At 42.3% G+C, this 18,405-nt stretch carries 19 protein-coding genes; 2 read left to right on the top strand and 17 right to left on the bottom strand.

The window, feature by feature from the left end; all coding sequences use genetic code 11:
* Together nifS and CALPO_RS0111810 are read right to left on the bottom strand one after the other, a co-directional pair.
* Positions 1–1,176: a cysteine desulfurase NifS gene (nifS, locus tag CALPO_RS0111815; RefSeq protein WP_026487510.1), complete on the bottom strand. Its 1,176-nt coding sequence runs from the start codon at positions 1,174–1,176 to the stop codon at positions 1–3.
* Between the two features lie 16 nt (positions 1,177–1,192).
* Positions 1,193–1,642, bottom strand: coding sequence for an RrF2 family transcriptional regulator (locus tag CALPO_RS0111810; RefSeq protein ID WP_026487509.1), 450 nt, complete (start codon positions 1,640–1,642; stop codon positions 1,193–1,195).
* A 129-nt stretch (positions 1,643–1,771) separates the two neighbouring features.
* On the opposite strand from CALPO_RS0111810, the gene CALPO_RS0111805 reads away from it, so the two are divergent.
* Positions 1,772–2,533 carry a threonine/serine exporter family protein gene (locus CALPO_RS0111805; RefSeq protein WP_026487508.1) on the top strand — a complete coding sequence of 254 codons (762 nt, stop codon included), beginning with the start codon at positions 1,772–1,774 and terminating at the stop codon, positions 2,531–2,533.
* Between the two features lie 6 nt (positions 2,534–2,539).
* Positions 2,540–2,971 (top strand): threonine/serine exporter family protein, encoded by a 432-nt coding sequence (locus tag CALPO_RS0111800; RefSeq protein ID WP_026487507.1) that lies wholly within the window; start codon positions 2,540–2,542, stop codon positions 2,969–2,971.
* A gap of 12 nt (positions 2,972–2,983) precedes the next feature.
* Here CALPO_RS0111800 and trxA read toward each other — a convergent pair whose 3' ends face one another.
* The 15 genes from trxA to scfA form a co-directional block, all read right to left on the bottom strand.
* A complete protein-coding gene (trxA, locus tag CALPO_RS0111795; protein ID WP_026487506.1) occupies positions 2,984–3,301 on the bottom strand; it encodes a thioredoxin in 318 nt (105 codons plus the stop codon).
* Positions 3,302–3,358: 57 nt separating this feature from the next.
* Positions 3,359–3,634: a metal-sensitive transcriptional regulator gene (locus CALPO_RS0111790; protein ID WP_026487505.1), complete on the bottom strand. Its 276-nt coding sequence runs from the start codon at positions 3,632–3,634 to the stop codon at positions 3,359–3,361.
* Entirely contained in the window at positions 3,631–4,416 is a 786-nt protein-coding gene (locus tag CALPO_RS0111785; RefSeq protein ID WP_026487504.1) for a tRNA threonylcarbamoyladenosine dehydratase, read from the bottom strand. Before CALPO_RS0111785 ends, CALPO_RS0111790 begins: the two co-directional genes overlap by 4 nt.
* Positions 4,413–6,188, bottom strand: a complete 1,776-nt coding sequence (gene aspS, locus CALPO_RS0111780; protein ID WP_026487503.1) for an aspartate--tRNA ligase — start codon at positions 6,186–6,188, stop codon at positions 4,413–4,415. Before aspS ends, CALPO_RS0111785 begins: the two co-directional genes overlap by 4 nt.
* On the bottom strand, positions 6,185–7,462 hold the full coding sequence (gene hisS / locus CALPO_RS0111775; RefSeq protein WP_026487502.1) for a histidine--tRNA ligase: 1,278 nt from the start codon (positions 7,460–7,462) through the stop codon (positions 6,185–6,187). Before hisS ends, aspS begins: the two co-directional genes overlap by 4 nt.
* 24 nt (positions 7,463–7,486) lie before the next feature.
* Positions 7,487–9,652 (bottom strand): RelA/SpoT family protein, encoded by a 2,166-nt coding sequence (locus CALPO_RS0111770; protein WP_026487501.1) that lies wholly within the window; start codon positions 9,650–9,652, stop codon positions 7,487–7,489.
* A 27-nt stretch (positions 9,653–9,679) separates the two neighbouring features.
* Positions 9,680–10,207, bottom strand: a complete 528-nt coding sequence (locus tag CALPO_RS0111765) for an adenine phosphoribosyltransferase (protein ID WP_026487500.1) — start codon at positions 10,205–10,207, stop codon at positions 9,680–9,682.
* Positions 10,208–10,250: 43 nt separating this feature from the next.
* Complete coding sequence (gene recJ, locus CALPO_RS14295; protein WP_051585979.1) at positions 10,251–12,596, bottom strand: single-stranded-DNA-specific exonuclease RecJ; 2,346 nt, start codon at positions 12,594–12,596, stop codon at positions 10,251–10,253.
* A gap of 21 nt (positions 12,597–12,617) precedes the next feature.
* Positions 12,618–13,448, bottom strand: coding sequence for an AarF/UbiB family protein (locus CALPO_RS14290; protein ID WP_156940189.1), 831 nt, complete (start codon positions 13,446–13,448; stop codon positions 12,618–12,620).
* The gene (locus CALPO_RS14285; RefSeq protein ID WP_051585977.1) at positions 13,390–14,271 is read right to left on the bottom strand and encodes an ABC1 kinase family protein; all 882 of its coding nucleotides are present in this window, start codon (positions 14,269–14,271) and stop codon (positions 13,390–13,392) included. Before CALPO_RS14285 ends, CALPO_RS14290 begins: the two co-directional genes overlap by 59 nt.
* 68 nt (positions 14,272–14,339) lie before the next feature.
* A complete protein-coding gene (locus CALPO_RS0111750) occupies positions 14,340–14,633 on the bottom strand; it encodes a phasin family protein (RefSeq protein WP_026487499.1) in 294 nt (97 codons plus the stop codon).
* A gap of 13 nt (positions 14,634–14,646) precedes the next feature.
* Positions 14,647–15,549: a protein translocase subunit SecF gene (gene secF / locus CALPO_RS0111745; RefSeq protein ID WP_245589953.1), complete on the bottom strand. Its 903-nt coding sequence runs from the start codon at positions 15,547–15,549 to the stop codon at positions 14,647–14,649.
* Between the two features lie 12 nt (positions 15,550–15,561).
* A complete protein-coding gene (gene secD / locus CALPO_RS0111740; protein ID WP_026487497.1) occupies positions 15,562–16,797 on the bottom strand; it encodes a protein translocase subunit SecD in 1,236 nt (411 codons plus the stop codon).
* On the bottom strand, positions 16,787–18,175 hold the full coding sequence (gene scfB, locus CALPO_RS13900) for a thioether cross-link-forming SCIFF peptide maturase (protein ID WP_035172603.1): 1,389 nt from the start codon (positions 18,173–18,175) through the stop codon (positions 16,787–16,789). Before scfB ends, secD begins: the two co-directional genes overlap by 11 nt.
* Before the next feature lie 76 nt (positions 18,176–18,251).
* Entirely contained in the window at positions 18,252–18,398 is a 147-nt protein-coding gene (gene scfA / locus CALPO_RS14520) for a six-cysteine ranthipeptide SCIFF (RefSeq protein ID WP_084295276.1), read from the bottom strand.
* Between the last annotated feature and the right edge of the window lie 7 nt (positions 18,399–18,405).

The following is an 18,405-nucleotide window of genomic DNA, read 5'->3' as shown; positions in this document are numbered from 1 at the left end:
TCATTTCCCCTCTCTCACTTTTTCGTATAATGGAGACATCTCTCTTAACCTTGACACGATATCAGGTAAAACCTCCAGAACATAGTCAATGTCCTCTTCGCTGTTCTGCTCGCCTATAGAAAACCTCAAGGAGCCGTGGGCCAGTTCATGGGGTAACCCCATCGCCAGCAAGACATGAGATGGATCTAACGAGCCGGAGGTACACGCAGAACCACTGGAGGCACATATTCCTTTCATATCCAAGCTTAAAAGCATGGATTCGCCTTCTACGTATTCCACTGATATGTTCACATTGCCCGGAAGCCTTTTTTCCGGATGGCCATTTAGTTTTACGTGGTCTATCTTGCTTAACAGGCCGTCTATAAGCTTATTTCTCAGCCGCGTTAATTTTTTCATGTTTTCATCAAGGTTTTGAGTCGCCAGCTCTATGGCCTTTCCCAGCCCAACTATTGCTGCTACGTTTTCAGTACCTGCCCTTCGGCCTTTTTCCTGAGCTCCACCGTGCATGTACGGATGTATCTTCACGCCTTTTCTCATATAAAGAGCACCTATACCCTTAGGACCGTAAAATTTATGACCTGACAGCGACAGCATATCGCAATTGATTTCTTTTACATCCACGGGTATATGGCCCACTGCTTGTACCGCATCGGTATGGAACAGTATACCCCGTTCCTTCGCTATCTGCCCAATTTCAGCCACAGGCTCAATAGTGCCTACTTCGTTATTGGCGTACATAACAGAGATAAGGATAGTCTTATCGGTTATCGCCTTTTTTAATTCTTCCACGTCTACAAGGCCGTACTCATCCACCGGAAGGTACGTCACCTCATAGCCTTGCTTTTTAAGGTATTCACAGGTATGAAGTACCGCATGGTGCTCTATGGACGTGGTTATTATGTGGTTGCCTTTCTCCCTCATAGCATAAGCCGCAGCCTTGATAGCCCAGTTATCAGACTCAGTGCCTCCGCTGGTAAAGTAAATCTCAGCGGGGTCAGCTCCCAGCGCCTTTGCAACCCTATCTCTGGCTTTATCTAAAGCTTCTCTCGCTTCCCTGCCATAGGAATAAAGGGTCGAGGCATTTCCGAATTTCTCTGTGAAATACGGCAACATCTCCTCCAACACTTCTTTTTTAACCGGTGTCGTCGCGGCATTATCAAGATAAACTCTATTCATAAGTAAGCCTCCTCAATTATATATAATACATGTACGAATCCTTAACATTCATCTTACTGTAATCATCTACCATGTCCTTTAGAGTTATAGAATCCACTACCTTATTTAAGCTGTCCTTTATCTTTTTCCATACCAGTCTGGAAACGCAAAAGTCCGCTCGGCTGCACTCTATCTCTTCGCCGTCAATTACACACTCTACTGGAGCCAAAGGACCTTCCAGCGCTCTTAAAATGTCACCTACCGTTATTTTATCAGGCTCCATAGCCAGCGTATATCCCCCTTGAGCTCCTCTAGTGCTTTTCACAAGGCCGGCTTTTTTCAGCACAGCTATCAGCTGTTCTAGATAGTGCTCTGATATCTCCTGCTTCTCTGCTATAGTCTTTAAAGCTACAGGACCTTCGCCATAGCTTAAAGCTAATTCAAACATGGCTCTGAGCCCGTACTGGCCTTTTGTAGAAAGTCTCATACTGCACCTCCAACAATTCCTAGCTACATACTAGGATATCCATAAATAATTTAGCATATGCATAAACCAATGTCAAGTATCACTATATTTCAATATCTAATTATGCTAAAATAATAACAGGTGAGGCAAATGGAATCAAAAAAAGTGCTGAAAATGGCTGTATGCGCCGGTGAAATGATGTTAAAATCGGGAGCCGAAACATACAGGGTAGAAGACACCATAAAGAGGATATGTACAAGCGGAGGAATACCCCATCCAGAAAGCTTTGTAACTCCCACAGGGATTTTTGTATCCGTAGAAGATACCAGCGGCGAAGTAATATCCGTTATCAAGCGCATTGACAACAGGTCCATTGATTTAAATAAAGTATCCCTTATCAATGATTTTTCGAGGCAACTGGCAAGCAAAAAGATTACAGCGGAGGAAGGCTTTGCTATTCTGGATGAAATTAAAAAAACTAAAAAATACCCCATGGCGATTAGAACGCTATGCGGTGGAATAGGATCTGCTTTCTTTACCCTGGTCTTCGGCGGAACATACATGGACTCGCTAGCTACGCTGATTATAGCCACTGCCGTAGAGTACATATTGCTACTTTTGGACAGATACAACCTCTCCCTTTTCTTCACCAACATACTGGGTGGCTTTATCACAGCTATTATGACAATTGTCCTGGTAAATGCGGGATTAGGGCACAACATCGACAGGATTATAATCGGCGCCGTTATGATTATGGTACCAGGGGTAGCTCTTACCAATGCCATCAGAGATACTATTTCCGGCGATCTGGTTTCGGGATCTTCCAGAGCAGCAGAAGCACTGGTTATAGCAATCGGCGTGGCAGCAGGTATAGGTACGATTTTAAATGTTTACATCAGATTCTGGAGGTAGCAAGTCATGCTAGAGCAAATCGCCTACGCCTTCTTTGCTACAATTTCTTTTGCTGTAGTGTTCAATGTGCCGAGGGATGAACTGATAAGCAACGGGATATGTGGTGCACTGGGATGGCTGTGTTACTTAGCATTCTACAAGTTAAGCGGTTCAAAGGTGATGGCATCATTTATAGCCTCAATAATCGTAGCTATAGCCGGCGAAGTATATGCCAGGCTCCATAAAAAGCCTGTTACCATGTTCATCATACCGGCTCTCATCATGTTGGTGCCAGGGGCAGGATGTTATTACACAATGATCTCAATCTTACAACAGAAGTATAAAGAGGCGGTAAGTTACGGAATAGAGACAGGGACAATTGCGCTGGCCATAGCAGCAGGCTTGCTTCTTGTAAGCTCTTTTGTGAAAATCCTTAAACTTTACAAAAAAGCGGGATAAATCATCCCGCTTTTATAGAGCTTTTTCAACAAAAGCTTGAAATTCTTTTTTTGGCCTAGCACCTATTATTTTATCAAAAATCTGGCCATCCTTAAATAATATTATAGTGGGTATGCTCATAACCCCATATCTCTGGGCCAAACCTCTCTGTTCGTCTACATTTACCTTTCCTACCTTAACTCTTCCATCGTAATCCTCTGCCAGCTCATCAATAATCGGAGATACCATCCTGCACGGCCCACACCACGCGGCCCAAAAATCCACCAAAACAGGCTTATCTGACTTTAAAACTTCTTGTTCAAAATTGTCTGCTGTCAATTCCACTACCATATTTCATCACCCGGCTAAAGTCACCCCTTGCCAGGTACTACCTCCTTTCACAATAAGTTATTTCATAAATTTAATAAATGTATCTACCAGTTCATCTACCTTTTCCTTTCGCTCCTCGGCGCCCATGGCATTGATCACACAACCCATCGCATGGCTTTTAAGTATTATAGAGCCTACCTTGTTTATAGCCGATCTCACTGCTGCAATCTGCACTAACACGTCCACGCAATACTTTTCCTCTTCAATCATCTTCTGAATTCCTTTGATTTGGCCTTCTATTTTCTTCAGACGCTTTATAAGATCTTCTTTTTGCTCCTTGTAAGATGCACTCACTTATTAACATCTCCTCGCATCTTATTATAACCTATAATGTCCTTTATAACCTCACCGGCTATTATAAAACCCATAACAGGCGGAACAAAGGAAACACTGCCTGGGATTTGCCTCCTCAGCGCACATCTTCCCTTGCTTTTATCAGGACATATACAATGGCTTTTACACGTCGCGATATTGTATATATCAGGTTTTATGGGTTCTTCTTCAGAGTAAACCACTTTTAGAGACTTTACGCCTCTCTTTCTCAATTCATATCTCATGACCTTTGCCAGGGGGCATATCTTGGTTTCAAATATGTCCGCTACTTTCAATTTCGTAGGATCCAGTTTATTCCCTGCCCCCATGGCGCTGATTATGGGAATATTTAACTGCTTGCATCTCACCACCAGGTCTACCTTGGCCGTAACCGTGTCCACTGCGTCCACTACGTAATCGTAGTCAACTGAGATCATCTTGTCTGCGTTATCAGGAAGGTAAAACTCTTTAAATGTCACCACCTGAGCATTAGGATTTATATCCATCACCCGCTGGGCCATAACTTCAACCTTAGGTTGGCCTACAGTCTTTCTGGTAGCGTGGATTTGCCTGTTTATATTGGTAAGGCAAATATCATCATCGTCGATTAGCACTAATTTTCCAACACCAGACCTAGCTAGGGCCTCCACCACGTAGGACCCTACGCCACCAATTCCAAACACAGCCACAGTGCTTTTATAAAGCTTCTCCATGGCCTCAGGCCCCAGCAACAACTCCGTCCTGGAAAAAGCATGCTGTCTCATAGATCCAGTTTAACGTGCAGCTCCCTTAATTGCTTCGCATCCACGGGTGATGGGGCTCCTGTCAGCAGGCATGAGCCGTTTTGAGTCTTAGGAAATGCGATGACATCCCTTATGTTATCCGTACCTGTAAGGAGCATTATCAATCTATCAAAACCATAAGCCAGTCCACCGTGGGGAGGTGCACCATACTTGAACGCTTCCATTAAAAATCCAAACCTTTCCCAGGCGGATTCACGAGTAAATCCCAATACCTTAAACATTTTTTCCTGAATTTCCGTCGAATGTATCCTTATGCTTCCTCCTCCTAATTCAACGCCATTTAATATTATATCGTAAGCCTTGGCGCGAGCTTTTTGAGGCTCTGTATCCAGAAGCGGGATGTCCTCATCTTTAGGAGCTGTGAAAGGGTGATGCATAGCAGTATATCTGTGTTCTTCTTCATCCCATTCCAGCAATGGGAAGTCCACAACCCATAAGAACTTGTAATCATCCTTTTTCATTAAATCCAATTTTTTGCCAAGGTACAACCTAAGCCTACCTAGCACATCAAAAACCACCGAATCCTCATCGGCCACCATAAGCAAAAGATCCCCTGTCTTGGCGTCTAGCCTTCTGATTATGCCGCTTATCTCATCCTCGCTGAGGAATTTGAGAATTGGCGACTTAGGGCCTTCTGAATCCATTGCTATCCACGCTAACCCTTTTGCGCCAAAGTCCTTAGCGAGATCCACCAGCGCGTCAATCTCTCTTCTGCTAAACCTCTGAGCACACCCTTCAGCGTTTATCGCTCTAACGCTGCCCTTTGATAGCGCTGACCTGAAGACATTAAAGTTCGTGTTTTGCAGTATATCAGAAAGGTCCTTTAGCTCCATTCCAAATCTCATATCGGGTTTGTCACTGCCAAATCTGGCCATCGCTTCGTGATAAGTCAACCTCAAAAATGGCGCCTTAATGTCGACACCCAAGACCTCGCCAAAGATCCTCTTTAATAGCCCCTCATTTATTTCCATCACGTCATCTTCTTCTACAAAGGACATCTCCATGTCGATTTGAGTGAAATCAGGTTGCCTATCGGCTCTTAAGTCCTCATCTCTGAAACACCTGGCGATCTGAAAATACCTGTCACACCCTGATATCATCAAAAGCTGCTTAAACAACTGTGGAGACTGAGGAAGCGCATAAAATGTACCAGGTTGCAACCGGCTGGGCACCAAAAAATCACGGGCACCTTCAGGGGTGCTCTTGGTCAAATAAGGTGTCTCAATTTCCAAAAAACCGTTGCTAATCAAATAATCTCTTACTATTTTCGCAACCCTGCTCCTGGTAGCAATGTAATTTTGCATCCTAGGCCTTCTTAAATCCAGGTATCGGTATTTTAACCTTATGGATTCTGATACGTTAACATCGTCCTCTATTAAAAAGGGAGGAGTTTCAGATGTACTCAAGATTTTCAGCTCTTTGGCCCTGATCTCAATGGTCCCCGTAGGGATATTGGGATTATACGTGTCTTCATCTCTTTTTACCACATCTCCTACTATAGCCAGCACATACTCATTTCGCACCTTTTCTGCTTTTTCAAAGACATCTCCTGAGGATTGATCAAAAACCACCTGCACGATACCCGTCCTGTCTCTGAGATCTATAAATATTAAACCGCCAAGGTCCCTTCTCCTCTGTACCCATCCCATAACCACTACTTTACAGCCAACTTCGCTTTCAGTCAACAACCCACACATATGGGTCCTCTTCAGACCACTTAGCAGTTCACTCATCCTCGTTCCTCCTTTTTCAGCGCATTCGAAAGTACTTCAACCAGTTCGCTAAAAGGCACTTCTTGTTGCTCACCTGTAGCCATATCTCGCAATAAAGCAGTATTCCTATTAAGCTCGTCTCCTCCCACGATCAACGCGTACTTTGCGTGGACTTTATCAGCGTACTTCAACTGTGCCCTCGTACTTCTACCCAAATAGTCTTTATCACAAGATATACCATTGTCTCTTAATTTCTTTACTATACTGTAAACAACGTCCTCTGTTTCATCTCCTATGCTAACTGCAAATACGTCTACGCAGTCGTTACGGGGAACGGGTACATTCTGGGCCTTTACAGCCAGGACAATGCGCTCCAATCCCATAGCAAAACCTACACCTGGCATGTCGGGCCCGCCGCACTCCTTGACAAGGCCATCATATCTTCCTCCACCGCATACAGCGCCTTGAGCTCCTATATCTTCTGATACAATCTCAAAAGCTGTCTTTGTATAGTAGTCAAGGCCCCTTACGATTGATGGATCCACCTGGTATTCAATACCTAAAACGTCTAATTTGCTTTGAAGCCTGCTGAAATGAGATTTACAGTCATCGCACAGGTAGTCCAGTATTACAGGTACATAGGCAAATTGGGCTCTGCACGAAGGGTTCTTGCAATCAAGAACCCTCAGTGGGTTTTTTTCATACCTCTTTTTGCAATTATCACACAATTTATCCAATCGCTGTTCTAAATAGTCTTTAAGAGCGCTATTATAATCAGGCCGACACCTATTGCAGCCGATGCTATTTATTTTAAGCTTGAGGCCTTTTAAACCGATTTTGCTCAGAATACTGACAGCCATATCTATAATCTCTGCGTCAAGGGAAGGATCCTCAGCGCCAAAAACCTCTACCCCAAACTGGTGAAATTCTCTCATCCTCCCGGCCTGTGGCCTTTCATATCTAAAAGCGGAAATAATGTAATAAAGCTTCGTAGGCTGAGGATTATCCGTCAATTTATTCTGTATAAACGCCCGCACTACCGAAGCTGTTCCTTCAGGTCTTAAGGTTATGCTCCTACCACCTTTATCCTCAAAGGTGTACATCTCCTTTTGCACTATATCTGTAGTGTCTCCTACACCCCTTTGAAACAGCTCTGTGTGCTCAAATGTAGGCGTTCTTATCTCTTTATATCCATATATGCTTGCTACTTCCCTGACCACCTTCTCTATATATTGCCATATATATACTTCGTCTGGCAATATATCCTTTGTTCCTCTCGGAGCCGTCGTCAGCATGTTAACACCTCTCCTGTACTATAATCATGCGGTATTTATCCTGTAGACGTCAATTATCCCTGTCAGCAATTTAATCTTGTTTATAAGCCTATCCAGATCCTCTTTTGTATTGACCTCCACTGTCAAGCTTATGGACGCTATATTATCCTTACCTGCCCTAGCGTTTAATGCCTTGACCGAGGTCTTGGCTTCCGACAGGATATTTGTGACATCTGTAAGAAGTCCATACCGGTCCTGGGATATTATCTGTATATCAGCAGGGAACCTGTTGCCCGTATTGATGGCCCACTCGACTTCTACTAACCTGTTGCTGTCCAAAGAGCTGCTTATGATGTTGACGCAATCCTTTCGGTGTATCGTCACACCCCGCCCGCGGGTTACGTAACCCACTATTTCATCGCCTGGAACAGGGCTACAGCATTTTGCAAACTTGATCATTATATTATCTGTTCCCTTTACCTTTACCCCTGTCTCACTCTTTCTCTTGGTTTCCTTCCGCTTTACATCTGAAATTTCCGCGTTGGACTCTGGAACGGTTTGTTGGCCCTCGATTTTAAGTTCTTCTTTTATCCTCACTACGATCTGAGAAGGGGTTATGGACCCTATACCAACCGCTGCGTACATCTCATCCATGTTTTTAAAGCTCAATTTTTTTAAAATTACATCGTACACCTCATCTTTTATAGCGTACTGGCTTATACCTTGCCTCTTTAGCTCCTTCTCCACAAGGTTTTTTCCTTTTTCAATGTTCTCTTCCCGCTGCTCTTTCTTAAACCACTGATTGATCTTGCTCTTGGCTTGAGGACTTTTCACAATTTTGAGCCAATCACGGCTGGGCCCATGGTTTTTATTTGGAGATACCATGATCTCCACGATGTCTCCTGTTTTTAAAACCGTGTCCAGCGGTACAATTTTACCATTGATCTTGGCTCCCACGCACCTATGTCCTATGTCGGTGTGGATCATGTAAGCAAAATCTATGGGCGTAGAACCGTTGGGAAGGTTTATAACATCTCCTTTAGGAGTGAATACAAAGACCTCATCGGTAAAGAGGTCTATCTTTAGGGTTTCCATAAACTCCCTGGCATCTTTTAACTCCCTTTGCCATTCCAACAACTGCCTCAGCCAAGCCAGTTTTTCGTCAAAATCATCCTGAGAACTTCTACCTTCTTTGTATTTCCAGTGGGCAGCTATACCGTATTCCGCCGTCCTATGCATCTCCCATGTCCTGATCTGAACCTCAAAGACCTGTCCTTTTAAACCAATTACAGTGGTGTGAAGGGATTGGTACATATTAGGCTTGGGCATGGCGATATAATCCTTAAACCTTCCAGGGATGGGTTTCCACAAGGTATGCACAATACCTAAAACTCCGTAGCAGTCTTTAACGGTATTAACTATAACCCTTATGGCAGTCAGGTCAAAAATCTGTTCAAAGGTCTTGTTTTGCAACTTCATCTTCTTATATATGCTGTAAAAATGTTTTGGCCTTCCGTCGATCTCAGCTTCAATGCCCATGTTGTTAAGCTTCGTCTTTAATACATCTATTATGTTTGAAATAAAAGCTTCTCGTTCTTTCCTCTTCTGGGCAATCTTATTTACCAAGTCGTAGTAACCTTCAGGATCTATATAACGCAGCGATAGATCCTCTAGTTCCCACTGTATTTTAGATATGCCCAAGCGATGGGCTATCGGCGCATAAATCTCCAGTGTTTCTTTTGACTTTTCCAGCTGCTTGTCAGGAGGCAAAAATTTAAGAGTCCTCATGTTGTGAAGTCTATCCGCCAACTTGATAAGTATAACCCTTATATCTTTTGCCATAGCCACCAGCATCTTGCGCATATTTTCAGCTTGCTGTTCTTCCTTAGTCTTGTACTCTATCTTGCTCAATTTTGTCACGCCGTCAATAAGATCTGCCACTTCCTCACCAAACTCGCTTTTTATATCTTCATAGGTGTAAGGCGTATCCTCAATAACATCATGCAATATACCGGCAACTATGGTGTTTATATCCAGTTGAAGATCGGCCAAAATCTCCGCCACAGCCAGCGGATGCACCAGATATGGTTCTCCGGATATCCGCGTCTGACCCGAATGGGCTTTTTTACCAAATTCATAAGCTTTTTTGACAAACTCCACATCTTCTTCGCTGGAATACAACTTTATTTTGTCAATAATATCGTCTAACATAACTATCACCTGACTGCCAATGCCCTCTCAATAGGGATATTGAATTAAGGAAATAACATCGTAACCTCTTAGCGTCTCTCTTCCTCCCAGCTCGGTGAGCTCAATTAAAAACATGAGCCCTGCTATTTTACCTCCTAATTCTTCCACCAGCTTCACCGCCGTTATTATCGTGCCTCCTGTGGCCAGAAGGTCATCTACAATAAGCACCTTTTGACCGGGTTTAATTGCATCCTTGTGCAGTTCCATAGCGTCAAACCCGTACTCCAGCTGGTATTCTTTCCTTATCTTTTCAGCAGGCAATTTACCTGGTTTACGTATAGGCACGAAGCCAACGCCCAGCTGATAAGCCAAAGGCGCACCTACAATGAATCCTCGGGCTTCCGGTCCCACTATGAGGTCGATGTCTTTATCTGCACATCTCTTGGCCATTTCATTTATAACATATTTAAAAGCCTCACCGTCTTTTACCACAGTGGTGATGTCTTTAAAACTGATTCCCGCTCTTGGGAAATCCGGTATAATTCTTATCATGTCCTTTACAGTTGATAAGTCCATCTAAACCCTCCTAGACATACACATTTTAATATATACGATATTATTATACAATATTTTTTGATGTAAAGAAATCTTCTACATTATCTCTTATCTTGAGAAGCTTTATGTACAATGGAGAATCACTTAAATCGACTTTCTCCAACTTGTGGATTTTATAGTAGACTCCATTGCTCTTTTTTGCAGTGTCAATTAAACCCAGATCTTCTAATACGCAGACGCATAAGTCCACCTTAAGGGGATTTTTGTTCAAAGCCTTTATTATATCTTTACTGGAAATCTCACGGTGGAAGCGCTTTATACACATGTACACGTCTTCCAGATCACTTCTATCCGGTATCATATCATAAATGTCTTCGCCGTACAACAATTTTCCTCCGGGTTCATCGACAATATACACATTGCAATTCCTATAATGAGTAGTATAGTAATCACCACTGTACAGAATTACATTGCGAAATCTACTGGTATCTAACCGCATATAATCGGGATTGATCAAAAGGATATTATCCCTATCATCGTCGATAAACCTAAAACACAAACCTATATGTTCCAATATATCGCTAAACCTCTTCATAAAGCCGATCAATTGCCTAAAACTGTACATGATTATAAGGCAAGAGCCTTCTTTTAAAAGCAGATCCACTTTATTCTCATCGATTGCCGTAGGCGCAACTGTTAACTTTTTTGAATCTCCCACCAGAAGCTTATCTTCTAACAGCATATCCTTAAAAGTGCTCAAATACTCCGCGTAAAATCTGGTCATTTGCCTTTTGGAATACCCTACGTCGATCAAGTTAAGCTGCAGATTAACCTGATCGTTCCATCTATTTACATCAAAGTGGCAAACTACGTCGACATAATCGCCAGGTTTGACATCTTTTGCCAATTCACCCATCAGAAACCCTATCGCCTCAATTTCTTTACCTCTATCGCTTAAAAGCCTAAGCTTGACGTGTTTATCATTGCTCAAATTTCGCACTTCACTTACTTTCAAATCTTTGCACAGAAAAACCGGCTTTTGATTTCCTAACCCGTAAGGCTCGAGGAGGGTTAATTCTTCTGCCAGATTTACATCGTAATATTCATCAGTAAGCATAAAGTCTACATCTACTTCAGGAACTTTATGCTCTGGCCTTAAAACACCTTTTGCGTAAAAATTTATCTGTTCTTTAAACTTCTCTAAATTGTCGCGCCTTAGCGTCAACCCTGCAGCCATATCGTGCCCGCCGTATTTCTCTATATACTGCTCACAGGCTTTAAGGGCATGGTATATGTTAAAATACTTTATGCTCCTGCAAGAACCTTTACCTACATCTCCTGATAGGGATATAAGGATACACGGCCTGTTATAAGAATTCACCAGCTTTGAAGCCACGATGCCTATAACACCTTCGTGCCACCCCTCCTTAGCTAAAACGATCACATCCGGAAGGGGATAGCCTTTTAACATATCCACCGCCTGCTGGTAAATTTCATTTTCAACGCTCTGCCTTTGGTTATTTAAGCGGTTTAACTCCACGGCTATCTCTCTCGCTTCATCTGCGTCCTCAACCAACAACAATTTAAGAGCGAGCTCTGGGTTTGACATCCTACCTGCAGCATTTAGCCTTGGCCCTATCTTAAAAGCTACATCTTCAGAGCGTATACACCCTGTTATGCCAGATACTTCCACAAGAGCCGATATCCCTGGATCTTTTACGGTATTCATCACTTCCAAACCCAGTTTAGCTATAACCCTGTTCTCGTCTATCAAAGGGACAATATCAGAGATAGTACCCAGCATAGCGTACTGAATGAAATCCTCCAAGGAATAACCTAAAGCCATCGCTAGCTTTAGCGCAATGCCCGCTCCCGAATAATATTTAAACCCTGATGTGTCATCCTCCCTTTTAGGATTAACGATACAGCACGCCTCTGGCAAAACAGGGCCGCACGTGTGATGATCAGTTATAACCACATCAACGCCATTATTATTGGCGTACCTAACCTCTTCCAAAGCTGTGACTCCACAGTCTACAGTGATGATCAGTTTAACGCCGCAATTTATCAGATATTTTACAGCTTCTACATTTAAACCATAGCCTTCATCAAGCCTGTCAGGTATGTAATACATCACATCTGCATTCAAAGCTCTTAACGCCTTATACACTATAGCCGTAGCGGTTATCCCATCCACGTCGTAATCACCGTACACCGCAATCTTTTCTCGCCGCCTTACACTCTCCTTTATTCTTGCTACAGCCCTATCCATGTCTTTAATATCAAAAGGGTTTTTTATCATGTCTCTGGTTACATTGAGCTGGATACCTCTTTTTTTGGCAATTTGCATTGCGGCAGAACGTTCAGACAGCGTATCACAGCCAATCCAACGATATTTTCTTTTAAGCATAAGATCATTCCTTTTGCTCCTTTATTTTTTCAGCCAGCTGCTTACGATTATGGAACCTATGAGCCACAGGCCTATTACAACTGCTATAAAATAACCTACGATGCCGAGCAGCGGCATACCCCATAATCTAGGCCCTGTTTTTAACTGTAGCGCGAAGGAAGAGCCAATTATAAGAGCCGATGCGATAATGCTCAACGACAACCTGTTAGCCGAACTTTTTATATCGCTTCTCATTTTATCTACATCGCTATACCTAATCTCAACGCTTATATCCCCTCTGTCCCATTTCTTCAGAAGGTCGTATACAATATAAGGAAATTTGTAAGTCAAACGCAACAGCTTCTTCATCTCCGGTATGCTTTCATCGATGTGTTCAAGGATATTTAATTCTCTTTTAAATTTGCGCACAGAATAATCCCTTATAAGCGTGGATATATTAAAATCAGGGTCTAAAACCTTGCCTACGCCTTCGATGGTTATCAACGCCTTGAATAACATGGTGAAATCAGGAGGCAAAACGATTTTATTTTTATAAATTATCCTCATAAGGTGATTCACCATGTCTTTTACGTTTACGTCTTTTATAGAAGCTCCATAATAAAAATCCACGATATCCCTTAAATCCCTCTTTAAAGATAAAATATCGGTTTTAGGGCCAATACAACCCATTTCCTCAAATTCTTCCACCATGAAATCCAAGTCGTTTTTTGCAAACCCGTCAAAAAGATTGTATAAAAATTTCCTTTGTATTCTATCCATTTTCCCTACGGTGCCAAAATCTATATACGCTATCTTATCGCTGCTCAAAGCCATAATGTTTCCAGGATGGGGATCTCCGTGAAAAAAAGCCAAAATCAATGACCTGCTCTAGAAAACTATTGGCACCAATGCGGGCGATTTTCTTAACATCCCAATGTCTTCTCTTTATCTGCTCCACGTCTTTTACGCTTATACCCTCGATAAACTCCATGGTGAGGACCTTTTTAGTGGTGTACTCCCAGTAAACCTTAGGGATAACCACATGGCTGCCGTAAAAAGAGGACTTATAAAGGTTGCGAAATTTCTGGGCATTTCTGGCTTCTAATGTGTAATCCAGTTCTCTCTTCAAGGCAGTAGACAGCTCCAAAACCACTTCGGCAAAGGATACAGGTCTGTTTTTTATCCTTTCATCTAACAAGCGGGCGATCTCCGCCAGAATGCTCATATCGCTTTCTATCATGGTGTCCAGATTAGGACGTTGAATCTTCACTACCACCTTTTCCCCGGTGGACTTCAACCTTGCTACATAAACTTGACCTATGGATGCAGAGGCAATAGGATTTTCACCAAACCACTCGAAGACATCCTCAAATTTATATCCCAGTTCACTTTCAAAAGTCTTTTTAGCATCGTTAAAGTCAAAGGGCATGGCGCTGTCTTGAAGTTTCGCCAGTTCGTTGGCTATGTCTTCCGGTATCAAATCAGTCCTTAGGCTTATCATCTGACCCAACTTTATAAACGTAGGGCCTAATTCTTCCAGGGTATTTTTTATTCTAACAGGCAAAGGCACATCGTCTTTTAGTAGCTTTCTCCCTTTGACCTTAACCCCTAAGTTATTTAACAACACGTATAAACCGTTTTTTGCTAGTATTTGCACAATTTCTCGGTATCTTCGCGCATTTCTTTTGTTTAACAATTAAGAACACCCCAAAAAAATTAATGATAATAATATCTCGATGATATTATTACCATTAATTTTAAAATTTACTGATTTTGTTCTATTCGCTTCTCTAAGGCCTCCACTCTTTGCTTTAACTCTTCAAATTCGCTGCGCGTCACCACATTAGAAGATTTTATCAGTTTTTCAATTTCTTCAGATATCCTTTCTTTTAATTTCTGGCTCTGCTCTTCTGCCGACTTCATCATCCTGTTTACAAAGGCGTTTTCATCGTTCTTAGCGATCTCCCCACGTTTCACTAACTCACTGGCGATTTCCTGTGCCTTGTCTTTGGTCAGCGAGACCAGCCCGATTCCTGCCAGCATTATATCTTTTAACATAGCCATCCCTCCTTTAATTTGTTTTATATGATGCCCTCTTTGAAACCTCCCTATTCTTAAGTATATACCATATAGGGCTTGCTATGAAAATAGAAGAATAACCTCCGCTCACAATCCCTATAAGAAGTGGCAGGACAAATTCCCTTATCGGCGGCCCGCCGAAGAAGTATAAGGCCACCAGCGTTATTATAACAGTCAACAACGTATTTATAGACCTGGCTAACGTTTCCATTATACTCTTATCCGCTATCACATCGTACTTTTCTCTTCTCATGATCTTCAGGTTGTCTCTTATCCTGTCAAATATAACTATCGTGTCATTTATAGAATAACCCAGGACTGTAAGCATAGCAGCAACAAAAGGCGTATTTATCGGTATGTTCAAAATAGCATAGGCAGCATAAAGTATTAATAAATCATGAAGCAAAGCCAGAACAGCCGCCACACCAAACTTAAATTCAAATCTTATGGTTATATACACTAGCATCAAAATAGACGCCACAACAACAGCTAGTATAGCCTGATTTCTCAATGTAATTCCCATAGAAGGACCTACTTTGGTTGTAGAAAGTGGTTCGCTTTCAGGCAAATTAAATTTTTCTTTCAAATTCTGGAACAGAGTTACCCTTTCCTGATCAGAAAGGCTTCTGGTTTTTATCTGCGCCACATTAGGGTTGTTGCCTACTTGCTGGACATAGCTCTCCTTTAAAAGGTTCATGCTGCTCAAGACATCGTTAATCTGTTTCACCAAGGCCTTATCTACAGGCTTGTGAAAATCTATTTGCATCAGCGTGCCGCCAGCAAAATCAACACCGTAATTTATTCCACCGTGCAGCGCTGTGAATATAAAGCCCACCAGGATTATGGCTAAGGATATACCAAACCATATATTCCTCTTCGCTATAAAGATTCCCACGGTTATACCCCCTTATGCACCGTATAACTTTAGATTATTGGTAATATTGACATTTACAAGCATCTTCAACAACAACCTAGTAAGTGTAATGGCCGTAAACATGCTGACCAACACACCTATGACGAGGGTAACTGCAAAGCCTTTTATGGTACCTGACCCAAGATAAAACAACACGATACCCGCAATAATGGTAGTTAAATTGGCATCAAATACCGTCCAGAAAGCTTTGGCAAAACCCGCATCTATAGCAGATCTCAGCGATTTACCATTTCGCAGCTCCTCTTTAACCCTCTCAAAGATGATTATATTAGCGTCCACTGCCATACCTATAGACAGTATAATACCGGCCATACCAGGCAATGTCAACGTAGCATGTATGAGAGCTAATATAATCAGTGTTATGACGGTGTATATTATCAATGCGAGGTCAGCGATAAAACCAGGCAGTCTGTAATAAGCGATCATAAATAACATGACGATGATTATACCGTATAATCCAGCCATTAAGCTCTCTCTCATAGAATCCATTCCCAGTGTAGGCCCTATCGCCCTTACCTCCTCGGCTTTGAGGGGAACAGGCAAGGCACCTGACCTTATAAGTGTTGCCAGTTTTGACGCTTCATCAAAAGATTTAGATCCTGTTATTACCGCATTGCCATCGGTTATATGGGCCTGCACCACAGGATTTGATATCATTTTATTGTCCAGGTATATAGCTATAGGCTTCCCTAAAAATTTTTGCGTGGCATCTGAAAAAAGCTTGGTCCCTTTGACGTTAAAGGATAGCGTGACCACTGGCTCCTCCACGCCTGTACTGGTTACCTGCATCTCAGCCTTTGATGTCTTAACCTCCGCACCTGTCAATATGGTCTTACCATCAGGTCCCACAAAGCGCAACTGCGCCGTCTGTCCCAACGTCTTTATGGCAGCTTCAGGGTCCTTTATTCCCGGCAGCTGGACCATTATCGCGTTGCTGCCCAAAGGCGTAATCACCGGTTCCGTCACGCCCAGCATGTCCACCCTGTTTCTGATAACAGCTATAGCCCTGTTTATCGTATCCGAATCGACTTTACCCTGGGCCACAAGGGTCGCGTAAACGCCGCCCTTAAAATCAAGTCCTAATTTTATGTAATCCTGAACAGGTTTTACGTTTAAACTGCCAATCTTTACTCCAAACGCTGTAGCCAACGAAACCACCGCGATTAAAGCGACCGCTAAAAGAAATTTCAAACCATTTTTATAGTTCATTGGTGTCTGCCTCCTTCGCATACAAATTCTCATTTGACAAAACCGCTTTGATCATAAGCGCACACTCAAGCCTTATTTTAAGGATTTCACAGCTTAAGCGATGTGGAACATCCAAACTACCGCTAAACTGATGTGCACTGGCATGACATCCACCGCTGCAAAAATACCTTGCCCAGCATATTCTGCATCGAGACTTCGTATAAATATTTGTCTTCATGAATTTAAGCTGCATATCCCTGTCAAGCTCTTTTCTTATGACATTTCCCATTTTATATTTATTTATACCCACAAATTGATGGCATGGATAAATATCGCCATCAGGGGTTACCGCCAGATACTCATTACCGGCTCCACAGCCCTTTATCCTCTTTTGCAGACATGGCCCTTCATCTAAATCCACATTGAAATGAAAAAAAATAAATGGCTTTCCTTCTCTATACCTTTTTATATATTCATGCGCTAAAAACCTATACTGATCCCTTATAACAGGAAGGTCTTGCTCCTGCAACGCATAATCCGCATCTTCTGGTGCTACAACAGGTTCCACAGACACCCTGTCTATGCCCAGATCTACCATATGTAAGACGTCCTGGGCAAAGTCAAGGTTATAGCGCGTATAAGTCCCTCGCACATAATACTCCTTTTCTTTTCTCATCTGGACCATTTTTAATATCTTATCCACTATGCAACCATAGCTGCCACTGCCGTCTTTCAGAATTCTCATCCTGTCGTTGACTTCAGGTCTGCCGTCAAGGCTTAGCACTACGTTGTAGAAGTTTTCATTTATATATTCCATATTTTTATCATCCAGTAAAATAGCATTGGTGGTCAATGTAAAATTTATAGACTTGCCCTCTTTATCAGCTTTATCTCTTCCATATTCCACGATTTCTTTTATCACATCAAAATTCATCATAGGTTCCCCGCCAAACATATCCACCTCAAGGTGACGGCGGGAAGCCGAATGGGCTATTAAAAAGTCTATGGCTTTTTTGCCTACCTCAGAGCTCATCAACTTTCTTTGGCCTTTAAAATTCCCCGTGGACGCAAAACAGTACTTACACCTTAAATTACAATCATGGGCTACGTTTAGGCACAGCGACTTAACTACAGGTTCCCCATAAGGTAAATCTTCACCCTCATAAGGATCTGGCGCAAAAAGTGTGCCATTGTCCTTAAGGGCCGCTAGCTCTTCATATGCCTCTATTATATCACGCTCTCCATAAATGTGGTTTAGGTCCTTAATAGCATCATCTACTGATTTGTCATCCACGTAATCCAACAGCCGGTAAGACAAATCGTCTAAAGCCAAAAGCAAGCTGCTGTTTACATCCAAAGCTATCTTACTGCCGTCAATCTCAAATTTATGAATACCCAAGCTTCCTCTCTCCTTGCACAGACTACATACACAAATAGCAGTAATAATGTACCATTATTACTGCTTTTCTACAATATTATTTGTTATGTAAGCAAACCTGATTTGCCACCGTACACGAAGTCTTGCAAGCCGACTGGCACGATGACTGGCATTCACCGCATCCATACCTTCTCACATCGCCATATACTACTCTGCCTTTGTTTATGATCTTCACGTGTTTCACGTTGATT

The organism is Caldanaerobius polysaccharolyticus DSM 13641, from assembly GCF_000427425.1.
GTDB lineage: Bacteria > Bacillota > Thermoanaerobacteria > Thermoanaerobacterales > Caldanaerobiaceae > Caldanaerobius > Caldanaerobius polysaccharolyticus.
The sequence above is the reverse complement of the archived record's forward strand: the minus strand, read 5'-3'. Positions and strand labels throughout refer to the sequence as shown.